This window comes from Acinetobacter sp. ABJ_C4_1 (assembly GCF_044538495.1).
Classification (GTDB): domain Bacteria; phylum Pseudomonadota; class Gammaproteobacteria; order Pseudomonadales; family Moraxellaceae; genus Acinetobacter; species Acinetobacter nosocomialis_A.
In genome coordinates this window covers 406,757-421,646 of the sequence record NZ_JBIUCQ010000001.1, presented here as the reverse complement: position 1 = coordinate 421,646, position 14,890 = coordinate 406,757, and the positions used below count along the sequence as shown (strand labels likewise).

Sequence of the window (14,890 nt, the reverse complement as noted above, 5' to 3'; positions counted from 1 at the left end):
ACCATGCTTTTTTCACTCATTTCAAATCATACTGTTTTAAATGGCCCTGATCATCGTAATGTAAGACCACACGTTGTGCATTTTGTAATTCTGATAAAGATTCTGTATTTACCATAAATTGTGAAGCCAATAACTCAACAGAACTATTCGGAGCTTTACTACGACGGTCATCGCCATGAAATCTAAGCCAGTTATAACTCGCCCACAAAATTAAAACTAAAGCACTTAGACCAATTAAAAGGAGTAAATGTAATAAGGTTTTCACTTCCGAAATATGATCTACCCACACATAGTCATAAATAAGATGTCCTTCAAAAAACCACAAAAATAAAGAAGCTAGCGGAAAAAGCAGCCACATTAAACAAAACCAACCTATTGTTTGCAAGGTATAGTTCGCTGTCTTATTTTTTACATAGTCAGGCTGATCAATATATTCAGGTATATCTAAAACTTCTACGTCAGTATTTTCTTCATTTTTCATGAATTATCTCCACGGAAGCCTCGATCGGGACTTACCCAGCGAGCACGTTTTTTCGTGTTAAATATAGTTTTAGGTACCGCAACCACGCTGGTAAATAACGTTAGTAGCCAGAAAAACAATGGATACCAAATTACCCAAAAGTAATTTCTAAAAAGACGCCCACGGTCATAACGATGATCGATCCATAAACTGACTAAAAATTGGATGAGACATGTTCCACCTAATATCACGCCATACCACTGTGGCATTAGAGAGTTGATCTGCCATTGTTGAGGCAAGTCAATAAACAGCCCAATCAAGAAAAGTAAGAAAATAAATATCATCACATATGACCAAACAATACTGACTAAAGCTTCAAGCATGACTGGCCACATACGGCGCAAGCGAACTTTGAACATTTTAGGAATATATTCTAATAAGACTTCTACCCCACCTTGTGCCCAGCGTAACCGCTGTTTCCAAAGTCCTTTAAAAGTTTCAGGCATATAGATATAACAAAGAGCTTGAGGAATATATTGAATATCCCAATGGTCCATTTGAAGTTTCCAAGAGATATCAATATCTTCAGTAATTTTGTCATCAGACCAAAAACCGACACGAACCAAAGCGGTTTTTCTAAACGCTACAATTACCCCAGATACTGTAAAAATACGGCCATATGTTCGCTGCGCACGTTTAATTAATCCAATAATTGAAGAGAACTCCCCAACCTGTAATTTTCCTAAAATACTTGAGCGATTTAAAATTCTAGGGTTACCAGTGACAGCCCCAATACGCGGAAATTTTAGAAATGGCTGCATGAGCCAAAGTACAGCATGAGGATGTAGTAAAGCATCCCCATCAATACAAACTAAATATTCGTATTTACTGACCAATACTCCCGATCTTAAAGCGACTGCCTTACCTTGGTTTTCTGCTAAGTGAACGACCCTCAGACGAGCATCTTGTGCTGCTAACTCATCAAGAATTTCTGCAGTTCTGTCACTACTACCATCATTTACAGCAATGACTTCAAAATTTGGATATTTTGTTTGCAAGGCATAACGAATGGTTTGCCGTACTTGGGCTTCTTCATTAAAGCAAGGAATAATAATACTGCACCCTTCACCTGACGGCTCAGGTAACTGTTGCTCATGATATTCCCGTTTAAAGAAAAACCAAAGGCCACCTACCATCCATGTCCAAGCCATAAGCAGAGGATATAAAAAGGCAAAAGCAAATAGAATATCGAGTAATACTCTCATTACTTTTTCCCCTCCGTTGCTAAACCTGCAAAGGGCTGATACATCACCGAACTCGAATTCAAGCTCATTGGGTTATATAAATACTCATGAACATTTTTTGCATTTTCAGTGTTATAGCCCTCAACACCAAATTTCTGAATACCTATGCGCTGAATATCGAAAAGACCTTGTTTTACTTCTTGCCAAGCATTTCTCTGGTCATTTTCTGGCAATGTTAATGTCAGCATAATTCGTTGTTTGTATTTGGCATCAAGAGTATTTAAAAGTTCTAAGGCTTGTTTAAATTGTTTTTGCTTACCCACCATATTAAATTTTAGGTTCACTAAATCATGTTGGGTTAAGAGTGATTTTAAAAGCACTGGTAACTGTTCAATGTGCTCTAACTCTGGTGTCAGCAACAAACTAAACTGGGCCTGATTACTCATATTCAAATAAGGCTTTGCAGCTTTTTGAGTCAGTTGACTCAGTTGTGATAATTGCTTTACTTGTTCAACACAGTTGCTTTCGTTCAGCGTTGTGTTTTGCATTGCACAATTTAAAGCAGTTCCGGCATTAAGCTGAATACCACTTAAATTGCTATTAAAACGCGCAATATCTTTAGCTAAATCTGCCACCAAAAATGGTTTATTTTTTTGAGGATAAATAGGTAGTTCTAAAATAACCGCCTGACCTGCACGAGTTTGTGCCTGCCATAAACTACGGTTCAAAATATCTTGCTTAACTGGCATTTGAGTTGTTGGGAAATAAGCAACCTCATATTGCCCATCTCCATCTTGGTCATCTAACGGCTTCAATATCAGCGTATTGTTTTTTAAGCTATAAAGTTTGGATAACAATAATCCTAATTTTTCATCTGACTGAGTATTGCTTGAAGCAGCTAATTGCTTTAAGTCCATACTTACAAAATGTTTTGGCTGCTTATATAGATCTTTCTCTGCCGAGTTCAAAATGTTAAGCAATGTCTCAGTCAACTGTTCAGCTGTAGAGTTGCCGACCATAAGACTACGCTTAAAGGTCAGATCATTAATCTGATTTATTCCATCACGTCCAAGACTAAAAGAAAAAATGAAACCTGCTTGTTGAGCTAGCTTTTCTAACTGCTGATTTACCGCACCATACGGCCATACAATCGCTTTCGGCTCTACACCTAATTCTTTTTTTAAGACATCATGAGATTTTTTTAAATCATTCAAAATACGTTGTTGATATTCCGCGTCCGTTTCATAACGCGCCTGCGATTTTAAATACATATAAGAAGTTGCTGCGGGTTGTTCATTCCCTTGAGGGTTAGCAAGCACACCATGATGTAAATCATCACTATGGCTTGCAAACTCAGCTAAGCCAGAAGCCTGCATTTCTCGTACTTGCTTCCAATTGACCAAGTTCCCTTGTCCATAGGCTTCATAGCCAGCTTTTGTATTACCATTTAGCCAACTGGTTGGGAGTGCAAAAACTGCCGGAATCTGATATTGCTTAAGCAGTGGAAATATACGACTGTAGCTACTTAATGCACCATCATCAAAGGTTAACAAAATGGCATTATGAGGTAGCTCTTTGCCTTGCTTACGAGCATCTTCAATATCTTTCAGACGTATTGGCTTCCAGTCAGATTGACTGAGCCAGTCAAAGAATTGTGCTAAATTTTTAGTTTGAATTGCATAAATATCCCGATCACCCTCTTTTAAAACATCATCTCTGACGTCATGAAAAGTTAAAGAAACCGTGCGATTTTTTGGTAAATCTTTTTCTATTTGGGCATATGCAAATTGCAGAGGTAACAATGTCGAAGCCAAAGCACAGCCCAACACTTTCGAAAATAAATTATTCATTAAAAACGCCCTTCAAATCCGAAAATACCATAGGTATGCTGTTCAGCATGTCCATCGTAAGGATGGTATTGCCAGCCAATTCCATAATTGAGTTGCCATGTACGTGATAGCTGCCATTGATGTTGATATTGCAAAGAATAGGTTGGCTTAGTGGAATAATCGGCTTGTTTATAAAGGCCCACCCCAGCCTCGAAATGCTGTTTAAATGAACGCTCATATTCACGCCAAGTGACCCAGTCATGGCTTAAATTCAACTCAGCACTGTAATGGTTGCTTGGGCTAAAGTAAGCGGTTTGATCTTGGCTATTACTGCCGTAAAAACCACGGACAGTGCCATAAGTAATGTAATGCGGCGCTGCAAATAGTCTTTCACGCCAAAAAGTTGAAAATTCTTGTTGTTTATTGCCATCACTAATATCAGTCAAACCGTAACTTGCGCCAATTTGACGTGATTCATCCTTTTGCCATGTCAATGCAGCTCGGTAAGATTGACCATCTTCTCCTGCATCAATCGCTTGTAGAGGAATGTCAGCCTGACTGTTATATTGCAATTGATACTGCCAGTGATCATTTAGCCACTGTGACCAATCAAGACGAACACCAGCTTGTCCGCCATCTGTACTTTGCGACAAGATCGCCGACAATGCCTTACGATTGGCTTGCCACTCGGCCCCAACACCATAGCGCTGGTTATGGACATCACCAAAATTGTATTCGCCATAACGATCTTGATGCCAAGCGAATAAACGATAATTATCTTTTATCCACGGACTATTAAGGCGAGTTTCCATCTCACGGTCTTTTAAACCGTTTTGTCCACTTACAGAATCGCTATTATTAGCTTTACTTTGGCCCCAAGTTGTTGAATGTGAAATCGTAGCTCTATTACGATCATCCAACTCTTTGCGGCTTTTAATAACGCCACTATCATCAGGATAAAACTGTACTAAGTTTTGCGTTGTTTTACGCCATGTCTGGATATCACCTAAAGCCTGAGCATTTTGCATTTCATTAATGCGAGTGTCTTTAGCAATCGGATCTATACCATTTAAACGAGAAATTGTTTTTTTTGCTTCTAGAGGCTTTTCCCTCCACCGCTCCACACGGGCAAGGTTATTAATTAAACTCTCATTTGCAGGTGCCTGCTCTACTGTTTTTTGAAAGTGTTTTTCAGCTTGATCTAAATGATTGGCATAAGCTAAATGCATCCCTTTTAAAGCAATATAATCGTCTCGGTCAGGATGGCTAGTTTTATCTACACCTTTTGCCTGACTATATTTATAAGTCGGAATAAGGAGATCAACTTTTGCTAAAAGCTGTTCAGCTTCCTTATATTTTTCTTGTTCAATATAAGAATAATACAAACCGCTATAGACGATCATATCCGGATAATTTTTTTCGGTTAAAAGCGTCTTATAAGCAAGTTCAGCTTGCTTCGGTTTTTGTTCAGCCAAATAACTATCGGCAATTGCATGACGTACATATGCAGGTAATTTTTCAAGCGAAATATTTAATTGAGTAAAATTCTCTAAAACTGCTTTCGCTCGTCCTCTGAAATCTAATGCATATAAATAATCATAATGAAACCTTAAATAGTTAGGGTCATCAGGTTTCATCTGCTGTTGTATCTTTTGCCCTTGTTCCAACACGCTATCTAACTCAGCAAAGCTTTCTGCATCTGATAAACCTTGACGATTTAAATATTTATAGCGAGCAATTGCATTATTGACATGCTGAGAAAATTCACTGACTTGTAAAGTTTGTTGTAATTGCTCAGTTTGCTGATTTTTTTCGCTTGCTTGGAGTAATTGCTGAGCTTTTTGATATGCTCCAATAGCAACCAAATCATAAACATACTCTTGCAAAACAGCTGACGACTTTGGTTGTTGCTGATAAGCACGCTCAACTGTAGCTAAAGCGTCTACGGGTAAATTTATCAAACGGTAAGCATATGCAATTCGCACCAGCTGATCAGCTTTTAAACCGTTAATATTGATATTCGATAACTGAGTTTTCGCGTTTGCCGTATCTTGAGCTTCAGCATATAAAACTGATAATAAAATACGTCCATCGACTGACTTTTGAATATTGAATTTATTTGACCAATCAATTGCAGTTTTAAAGTGTTTAAAATCACGAAAATTTTGAATTAAAGGTAACTGTGCATATTCTGGAAAATTCACATAATTCACATTTGCCAAAAACTCTGTAAAATTCGTCAGGTCTCTTTTTTCACTTGACATAATAACTAAATAATCAGCAAGCAGTTTTTGATCATATGGATAATGTTTTAACAATTGATCTAGTTGAGAAACAGCTTGTTGAGTTTGCCCTGCTCTATAATTTTGAATAGCTTGCTCACGCAATATGTCAACTTGAGCTGCGTATAAATGAATTGGCAAGAGATATACCAATGAAAAAACACATTTTTTTAGCATTTTGATAATCGGATAGTCCCATATCGAGATGGAAAATTATAGGACATATAAAAATTAAGTCACACAAACACAAAATAATGTGATCTATTTAACATTTTTTATTTTTTATGAATTAAGTTAATTTTTTTAATAAATATTTAGTAAAAATAAATAATTAGGATTTTTAACCAATATCAAATACATACATTTCTTTTCAAAAAGCTTATTTTAATTCACAAACCCCATGTAAAAAGTTTACGTGCTGATAACTAATTAGAAACCATTTATTAACTTAGCGTTTTATATTTAAAACTTTTATTTTTAATATGTTCATAAATTTTAAAACCATTCAATCCGATTACATTAATAGTATTCGAATTGAATGGTTAAAATAAATAATTGATTTAATTAACCGATACGACGTTTTAAACCAGTCATTTGTAAAATACGAGTAGAGATTTCCTCAATTGACATTTCAGTGACATTTAAATATTTAATACCTTCTGAAATATAAATACCTTCAATCGCTCTTAATTCCATTTGGCACTGGCTAAAACTCGCATATCGACTATTTGCCTTACGCTCGCTTCGAATAGCAACTAAACGTTCCGCATCAATCATTAAACCAAAAAGCTTACTACGATGTTCTCTTAATACCGCTGGTAGGCGGTTATCATCTAAATCTTCTTCGGTTAAAGGATAGTTAGCAACACGAATACCAAACTGTAAAGACAGATAAATGGAAGTTGGTGTTTTTCCAGAACGAGACACGCCAATTAAAATTAAATCGGCTTTGTCATAGTGGCGGGTGCGTGCACCATCATCGTTATCAAGCGCGAAATGAACGGCATCAATACGAGCTTTATAATATTCTGAATCGGTTACCGCATGTGTTTGCCCAACCAGCGTCGTTGGTGGTGTTCCAAGCTCCTGCTCTAGCTTACTAATTAATCCTTCAAACACATCCAAATTAACCGCTTTAGCCGTATTAATAATTTCTCGCACATGCGGATCAACTAAAGTATCAAATACTAATGGTAGGCATCCATCTCGGGTTTGGCATTTATTAATCTCAACCACAACCGCCATTGCTGCTTCTTCAGTTGTGATATAAGGCATGATGTGAATATCAAAATCCACATTAGGAAATTGGGCTAATAACGAATGTCCAAGAGTCTCGGCAGTAATTGCAGTTCCATCAGAAATAAAAAAAACGCTCCGTCTAAACTGTTTACTTTCTGACATTAAAATTCTCCTTAAACATTTGTCTTAGTGCTATATAATCTTTATAGTAAACTGATCTTACATGACTGTCGCTTAGTATAATTCTCAACTAAGCACTTTATTTTTATAATTTCATGCCAAGATAGACATTAATACTGCAAAAGTGGAGTGAAAACTTTGGAAGCGCGCGTAATCGGTCTAGAAAAATTAGGGAAACACGATGTCGAACTCGTAGGTGGGAAAAACTCATCTTTGGGTGAAATGATCAGCCATTTATCAAATGCTGGTGTATCGGTACCTGGTGGTTTTGCAACTACTGCTCAGGCCTATCGTGAGTTCTTAGACCAAAGCGGTCTTAACGCTCGAATTCAAGCAGAACTTGCACAGCTTAACGTTGATGACGTAAATGCACTTGCAGAAACAGGCGCTAAAATTCGTCAATGGATTGTAGAGACTCCACTCACTGCAACCTTAGAACAAGAAATTCGCGCCGCTTTTACAGAACTTTCTAACGGCAACCCTGATATCGCGGTTGCCGTTCGTTCATCTGCAACTGCTGAAGATTTACCAGATGCATCTTTCGCGGGTCAACAAGAAACTTTCTTGAATATTCGCGGTATTGATAACGTCCTTATCGCCATTAAAGAAGTATTTGCTTCTTTATATAATGACCGTGCTATTTCTTATCGTGTACACCAAGGCTTCGATCATGATGTTGTCGCATTGTCTGCGGGTGTTCAGCGTATGGTTCGCTCTGAAACTGGCGCTGCGGGTGTAATGTTTACCCTTGATACCGAGTCTGGTTTCCGTGATGTCGTATTTATTACTGCATCTTACGGTTTAGGTGAAATGGTTGTACAAGGTGCCGTTAACCCTGACGAATTCTACCTATCTAAACCATTATTAAATGCGGGCAAACATGCGGTATTACGCCGTAACCTCGGTTCTAAGCACCAGAAAATGATTTATGGTGAAGAAGGTTCAGCAGGTAAATCTGTTGTTGTTGTCGACGTTGAAAAACAAGAACGTCAACAGTTCGCATTAAATGACCACGAATTACAAGAGTTAGCTAAACAAGCGCTTATTATTGAGCAGCACTATGGCGCTCCAATGGATATCGAGTGGGCAAAAGATGGTGACGATGGTCAAATCTATATTGTTCAAGCTCGTCCTGAAACTGTAAAAAGCCGTCAAAATGTTGGCACAATGGAACGTTACCTTCTCAAGCAAAAAGGTACAGTACTTTGTGAAGGCCGTTCAATTGGTCAACGTATCGGTTCTGGTAAAGTCCGTATTGTTAACTCAATTAAAGAAATGGACAAAGTACAAGACGGTGATGTGCTTGTATCAGACATGACTGACCCAGATTGGGAACCAGTAATGAAACGTGCTGCTGCTATTATTACTAACCGTGGTGGCCGTACTTGTCACGCTGCAATTATTGCACGTGAACTTGGTGTACCGGCAATTGTGGGTTGTGGTAACGCAACAGAAGTATTGACTGATGGTCAAGAAGTTACTGTTTCTTGTGCTGAAGGCGACACCGGTTTCATCTACGAAGGTGCGTTAGACTTTGAAGTTCAACGTAACTCTGTTGAGTCTATGCCTAAACTTTCATTCAAAATTATGATGAACGTAGGTAACCCTGACCGCGCCTTTGACTTTGCTCAAATTCCAAACGAAGGTATTGGTCTTGCTCGTTTAGAGTTCATTATTAACCGCATGATCGGTGTTCACCCTAAAGCCCTTCTTAACATTGAAAGCTTACCTCGTGAAACTCGTGCTGCTGTAATGACACGTACAGCTGGCTATGCCTCACCTGTAGAATTCTATGTTGAAAAACTAGTTGAAGGTATTGCAACACTTGCAGCCGCTTTTGCTGACAAACCAGTCATTGTTCGTATGTCTGACTTTAAGTCAAACGAATATGCAAACCTTATTGGCGGTAAGTTATACGAGCCAGAAGAAGAAAACCCAATGCTTGGTTTCCGTGGTGCAAGCCGTTATGTTTCGGACAACTTCCGTGACTGTTTCGAACTCGAATGCCGTGCACTTAAGAAAGTTCGTGATGAAATGGGCCTCACTAACATCCAAATCATGATTCCTTTCGTACGTACTGTATCTGAAGCAAAACGCGTAATTGAGTTACTTGCTCAGAATGGCTTGAAACGTGGTGAGAATGGCTTAAAAGTTATCATGATGTGTGAATTACCAACTAACGCATTGTTAGCTGAACAATTCCTTGAACATTTCGATGGTTTCTCTATCGGCTCTAACGACTTAACTCAATTAACACTTGGTCTTGACCGTGACTCAGGTATTGTTTCTCACTTGTTTGACGAACGTGATGCAGCCGTAAAAGCTCTTCTTTCTATGGCAATTCATGCTTGTCGTAAAGCTGGTAAATATGTGGGTATCTGTGGTCAAGGACCATCTGACCACCCTGACCTTGCGAAATGGTTAATGGAACAAGGTATTGAATCAGTGTCTCTAAACCCTGACTCAGTTTTAGATACATGGTTCTTCCTTGCTGAAGAAAAAATCAAGCAAATCTAATTTGTTATAGAAAAAGACCCATCCGTGGGTCTTTTTTCATCTTTAGAATAGAGAATTTTTACTTATGCAAATTTACTTGGCACGTAATAATCAACAAGCTGGGCCTTATACCTTAGAACAACTAAATCAAATGTTGGCAAGCCAACAAGTTTTACTCACTGATTTAGCTTGGCATGAAGGCATGACAGAATGGAAAGCTTTAGGAGAATTAACCCAAGGTAAACTTGTATATCAACCTACGGGTTATTCTGCTTTTTCAGCAAATACAAATACGCCTTATAACGAGACAATTCAGCAAATTCGTGTTGAAGCTAAACCACATGAGCTTGCTTCAATTTCATCTCGTGCGCTTGCAAAAATTATTGATTTATTACTTTGGTTACCTATTGCAGCCATTCCATCTTTTTTCTTTAACGAAGCTCAATATAAACAACTTTTTGAGCTACAAAAACAAATGCAGTCTGCAGAAGTTGCATCAACTAAAGCAGCTGAACTTCAACAGCAGCTTTTTACACTTATTCCAATTGAAGCGTGGCATACAATGTTACTCTATGTAGTAATAATGCTCGCTATTCAAGCATTTTTGTTGACCAAATTTGGACAAAGCATTGGCAAAAAAATTGTCGGAATTAAAATTGTCGATGCTGAAACGAATGGCAAAGTTAATTTAACGCGTATCTTCTTACTCAGAAGTATCGTTTTCATTATATTAAACTTACTGTTTATGCCAATTAGTACAATTATTGACTATGCTTTTGCATTAGGTCAAAAGCGTCAAGCTCTACATGACAAAATTGCAAGAACAAAAGTGATCAAATGATAGTGAATGACTCATTCATTTAATGTCTAAAAAAAAGGAGGCACCCCGCCTCCTTTTTTTCTATAGAGAGTTGATATTTAAATAAAAGCTCTATCGCGATTCGATACCCTACAAAAAAAATCGGGTTTTAAAACAATTATTTCAAGCTGCTTTATGTGTAGCTTAGTTTGTCGATATGAGGCATAATGCCCTACAACGTAGCGGTGTCGCATCATTGAGAAGTCTAATTTTTTAAGACTAGCATTCTCAATCATGCGACACTTTAATCGCTATCCCATATTTAATTAGGGAATGGGACTCTTCACCGAGGTTGTAAAATGAGACAAACGATTTTAGCTGTATTGTCTTTATCAACGCTTGCCGCACTTTTGACTGGGTGTGGTGGTGATATGGTACTTCTAAACTCTAAAGGTCCAGTTGGTCAAGGTCAAAGTGACCTTATGATGACTGCGATCTATTTAATGTTACTTGTGGTGATTCCTTCAATCATCATGGCATTATGGTTTGGTTGGAAATATCGTGCGTCAAATAAAGATGCAGACTATAAACCTACATGGGCACACTCAACTGCAATTGAAGTTGTAGTATGGGGTATCCCTGTCATTATTATTGGTATTTTAGCTTGGTTAACTTGGTGGGGTTCCCACAAGTATGACCCATACCGTCCTTTAGAATCAGATAAAGCACCTTTAACTATTCAGGTTATTGCTGAACAGTTCAAGTGGATTTTTATTTATCCTGAACAAAACATTGCGACTGTTAACGAAGTACGTTTCCCAGAAAAAACTCCGTTAAGCTTCAAAATCACTTCTAACTTCACAATGAACTCATTCTTCATTCCACAGTTAGGCGGTCAGATTTACGCAATGGCAGGTATGCAAACTCACCTTCATTTGTTAGCAAATGAAACTGGTGTATATCGTGGTTTCTCTTCTAACTACTCAGGCTATGGTTTCTCTCAAATGCGTTTCAAAGCGCATAGCGTTACAGAGCAACAATTCAACGAATGGGTAGCAGCTGTTAAAGCAGGTAATGGTTCAACCATTAATCCAGAAGCAGTTCAAAAAGCTACGCTTGACCAAGCTGAATTGGCAACCTTACGTGATGGCGATCGCTCTAAGCACCAAATCGAGCATTTAGTAAATCGTGCTAAAGCTGCTGGTGATCAAGAAGCGCTTGCTAAAGCAGAAGCGATGAAACCGTTCCCGACTAAGCCGCACCCTGTGACTTATTACTCTGCAGTTGAACCAAAACTGTTTGAAACAGTTATCAACCATTATATGAGTAACTATCATGGTGTTGACCACTCTGCTGAACATGCAACAGCTGACACTCATGCTGCAGCTGAACACGCTGCTCAAGGGGAATAAGACATGGATATGATTTTTGGTAAACTGGGTTGGGACTCTATCCCGACAGAGCCAATCGTACTTGTCACCATGGTCCTTATGGCAATTGGTGCAATTGCAGTGCTTGGCGGTATCACCTATTTCAAAAAATGGGGATATTTGTGGAATGAGTGGTTTATTACAGTAGACCATAAGAAAATTGGTATCATGTATATCATCGTATCTGTTGTCATGCTTTTGCGTGGTTTCGCCGATGCGATCATGATGCGTTTACAACTTTTCCTCGCTAAAGGCGGCGGCGAAGGTTATTTACATCCTGACCACTATGACCAGATCTTCACCGCACACGGTGTAATCATGATCTTCTTCGTAGCAATGGGTCTCGTTGTAGGTATGATGAACATCTCTGTACCTTTACAGATTGGTGCTCGTGACGTTGCTTTCCCATTATTAAACTCTTTAAGCTTCTGGTTATTCGCTGGTGCTGCTGGTTTAATGATGCTTTCACTTGTATTAGGTGAATTTGCTGCGACTGGTTGGATGGCTTACCCTCCTCTATCTGGCATTCAATATTCTCCTGGTGTAGGTGTTGACTACTATATCTGGGCACTTCAGGTTTCTGGTCTAGGTACACTTTTATCTGGTGTTAACTTCTTCGTTACCATCATTAAAATGCGTGCACCTGGCATGAAATTAATGGACATGCCTATTTTCACGTGGACTTCACTTTGTACGGCTGTATTAATCATTGCATCATTCCCTGTATTAACAGGTACACTTGCAATGCTTACTCTCGACCGTTACTTCGGTTTCCATTTCTTCACAAATGAGCTTGGCGGTAGCCCAATGCTTTATGTGAACTTGATCTGGACATGGGGTCACCCTGAAGTATATATCTTGGTATTACCGGCATTTGGTCTATACTCAGAAATCGTTGCAACCTTCTCTCGTAAAGCGTTGTTCGGTTACAAGTCTATGGTGTATGCAACTATCGCGATTACTGTTCTTGCGTTCGTTGTATGGCTTCACCACTTCTTCACCATGGGTGCTGGTGCGAACGTTAACGCGTTCTTCGGTATCATGACCATGGTTATTGCGATTCCTACTGGTGTGAAAATCTTCTCTTGGTTATTCACCATGTATAAAGGTCGCATCACCTTTACTACTCCAATGTTATGGACGCTTGGCTTCCTTGTAACATTCGGTATCGGTGGTTTAACTGGTGTACTTATGGCTGTTCCACCTGCGGACTTCTTAGTACACAACTCATTATTCTTGATCGCTCACTTCCATAACGTAATTATCGGTGGTGTGGTGTTTGGTATGTTTGCCGGCATCATTTACTACTGGCCGAAAATGTTTGGTTGGAAGCTCAATGAAGCATGGGGTAAAGCTGCGTTCTGGTTCTGGTTCTTTGGTTTCTATTTTGCATTCATGCCACTTTATATCCTTGGTTTCATGGGTATGACTCGTCGTTTGAATACATATGACAACCCTGAATGGGACCCATACCTTGCGATTGCATTATTTGGTGCTGTTCTTGTTGCTATTGGTATTGCATGTTTCTTAATGCAAATCATCGTTGGTTTCTTACAACGCAAAGACAATATGGACCTTACAGGCGATCCATGGGATGCTCGTACGCTTGAGTGGGCAACTTCTTCCCCTGCTCCATTCTATAACTTTGCGCATGAACCAGATGCAAGCGGTGTTGACCGTTTCTGGACTGACAAAGAAAATGGTGTAGCATACGCACGTAACACTAAATATGAAGACATCCACATGCCGACTGATCGTGCTGCTGGTTTTGTCATTGCAATGTTCATTACTCTTCTTGGCTTTGCACTTATCTGGCATATTTGGTGGCTCGTTGTTGTTTCATTCGCTTCAGCTGTTATTAGCTTGATCGTAAGCTCATTCACTAAGAATGTTGATTACTATGTTCCAGCTGCTGAAGTTGAGCGTATTGAAAACGAACGCTATGCTTTACTTGAAAAACACTTGAAGAAGGACTAAGGAAATGGCTGAAGTACTTCATCACGACAACCATGGCCACGATGGTCATCATGAACATGATGATACAGATTTAACGGTCTTTGGTTTCTGGACATACTTGATGAGTGACTTGATTCTTTTCGGATCACTCTTCATTGCGTTCGCTGTATTAAGCAGTCATGTTCCAGCAGGGACTCCAAGTGCATATGACCTGTTCCATAACTCATTAGGCTATGTGTTAACTGAAACATTTGCCTTATTGATTTCATCGGTAACATTCGGTTTTGCTGTACTTGCATCTTACAAAAAGAATGTAAATCAAGTGATCACTTGGTTATTTATTACATTCCTTTTTGGTGCAACCTTCATCGGTATGGAGCTCTATGAATTCCATCACCTTGTAGAGGAAGGTCATGGTCCAACTCACAGTGCATTCTTGTCATCGTTCTTTACTTTGGTTGGTACGCACGGTATCCACGTAACTTCTGGTTTAGTGTGGATGTTAGTATTGATGTATCAAATCAAAACTAAAGGTTTGACTTTACCGAATACACGTCGTCTTGCTTGTTTAAGCTTGTTCTGGCACTTCCTTGACATCGTTTGGATCTGTGTATTCAGCGTCGTTTACTTACTGGGAGTTCTCTAATGAGTAGTCATGAGCATAATGCTGCTGGTGCGTCACACGGTAACTTTAAGCAATACACTGTAGGTTTTATTCTATCTGTTATTCTTACCATCATCCCATTCGGGATGGTGATGGCAGGTGGTTTTAGCCGCGGTCTTTTAGTTACAGTGATTGCAATTACTGCCGTTGCTCAGGTTCTTGTACAGCTTGTGTACTTCTTACACATGAATACATCATCTGAACAACGTTGGAATATGATTGCATTTATCTACACAATCCTATGTATCGCTGTACTTTTAATCGGTTCTGTGTGGATTATGAATTACCTTCACTACAATATGATGATCTAA

Annotated in this window: 11 protein-coding genes; 6 read left to right on the top strand and 5 right to left on the bottom strand. The window is 38.9% G+C overall.

The genetic code is table 11. The annotated features are described in order from the left end of the window. Positions 1 to 16 precede the first annotated feature (16 nt). From pgaD to ACIF8R_RS01920, 5 genes are all read right to left on the bottom strand, one after another. The gene (pgaD, locus tag ACIF8R_RS01940) at positions 17 to 481 is read right to left on the bottom strand and encodes a poly-beta-1,6-N-acetyl-D-glucosamine biosynthesis protein PgaD (protein ID WP_396478723.1); all 465 of its coding nucleotides are present in this window, start codon (positions 479 to 481) and stop codon (positions 17 to 19) included. Then, positions 478 to 1,725: a poly-beta-1,6-N-acetyl-D-glucosamine synthase gene (gene pgaC, locus ACIF8R_RS01935; RefSeq protein ID WP_343568201.1), complete on the bottom strand. Its 1,248-nt coding sequence runs from the start codon at positions 1,723 to 1,725 to the stop codon at positions 478 to 480. Before pgaC ends, pgaD begins: the two co-directional genes overlap by 4 nt. Continuing rightward, complete coding sequence (gene pgaB, locus ACIF8R_RS01930; protein WP_396478721.1) at positions 1,725 to 3,554, bottom strand: poly-beta-1,6-N-acetyl-D-glucosamine N-deacetylase PgaB; 1,830 nt, start codon at positions 3,552 to 3,554, stop codon at positions 1,725 to 1,727. The genes pgaC and pgaB overlap by 1 nt, the downstream gene beginning before the upstream one ends. Then, on the bottom strand, positions 3,554 to 5,992 hold the full coding sequence (pgaA, locus tag ACIF8R_RS01925; RefSeq protein WP_396478719.1) for a poly-beta-1,6 N-acetyl-D-glucosamine export porin PgaA: 2,439 nt from the start codon (positions 5,990 to 5,992) through the stop codon (positions 3,554 to 3,556). Before pgaA ends, pgaB begins: the two co-directional genes overlap by 1 nt. Before the next feature lie 387 nt (positions 5,993 to 6,379). After that, complete coding sequence (locus ACIF8R_RS01920; RefSeq protein WP_263614047.1) at positions 6,380 to 7,216, bottom strand: pyruvate, water dikinase regulatory protein; 837 nt, start codon at positions 7,214 to 7,216, stop codon at positions 6,380 to 6,382. Between the two features lie 147 nt (positions 7,217 to 7,363). On the opposite strand from ACIF8R_RS01920, the gene ppsA reads away from it, so the two are divergent. The 6 genes from ppsA to ACIF8R_RS01890 all read left to right on the top strand — a co-directional run bounded on the left by ppsA (position 7,364) and on the right by ACIF8R_RS01890 (position 14,890). Then, positions 7,364 to 9,751, top strand: coding sequence for a phosphoenolpyruvate synthase (ppsA, locus tag ACIF8R_RS01915; RefSeq protein ID WP_263614048.1), 2,388 nt, complete (start codon positions 7,364 to 7,366; stop codon positions 9,749 to 9,751). A 64-nt stretch (positions 9,752 to 9,815) separates the two neighbouring features. Continuing rightward, entirely contained in the window at positions 9,816 to 10,571 is a 756-nt protein-coding gene (locus ACIF8R_RS01910; protein WP_396478717.1) for an RDD family protein, read from the top strand. Positions 10,572 to 10,888: 317 nt separating this feature from the next. Further along, on the top strand, positions 10,889 to 11,941 hold the full coding sequence (cyoA, locus tag ACIF8R_RS01905) for a ubiquinol oxidase subunit II (RefSeq protein ID WP_396478715.1): 1,053 nt from the start codon (positions 10,889 to 10,891) through the stop codon (positions 11,939 to 11,941). Positions 11,942 to 11,944: 3 nt separating this feature from the next. Further along, the gene (cyoB, locus tag ACIF8R_RS01900; protein WP_039251505.1) at positions 11,945 to 13,936 is read left to right on the top strand and encodes a cytochrome o ubiquinol oxidase subunit I; all 1,992 of its coding nucleotides are present in this window, start codon (positions 11,945 to 11,947) and stop codon (positions 13,934 to 13,936) included. Between the two features lie 4 nt (positions 13,937 to 13,940). Next, on the top strand, positions 13,941 to 14,561 hold the full coding sequence (cyoC, locus tag ACIF8R_RS01895; protein ID WP_002049203.1) for a cytochrome o ubiquinol oxidase subunit III: 621 nt from the start codon (positions 13,941 to 13,943) through the stop codon (positions 14,559 to 14,561). Then, entirely contained in the window at positions 14,561 to 14,890 is a 330-nt protein-coding gene (locus ACIF8R_RS01890) for a cytochrome o ubiquinol oxidase subunit IV (RefSeq protein WP_000094534.1), read from the top strand. The genes cyoC and ACIF8R_RS01890 overlap by 1 nt, the downstream gene beginning before the upstream one ends.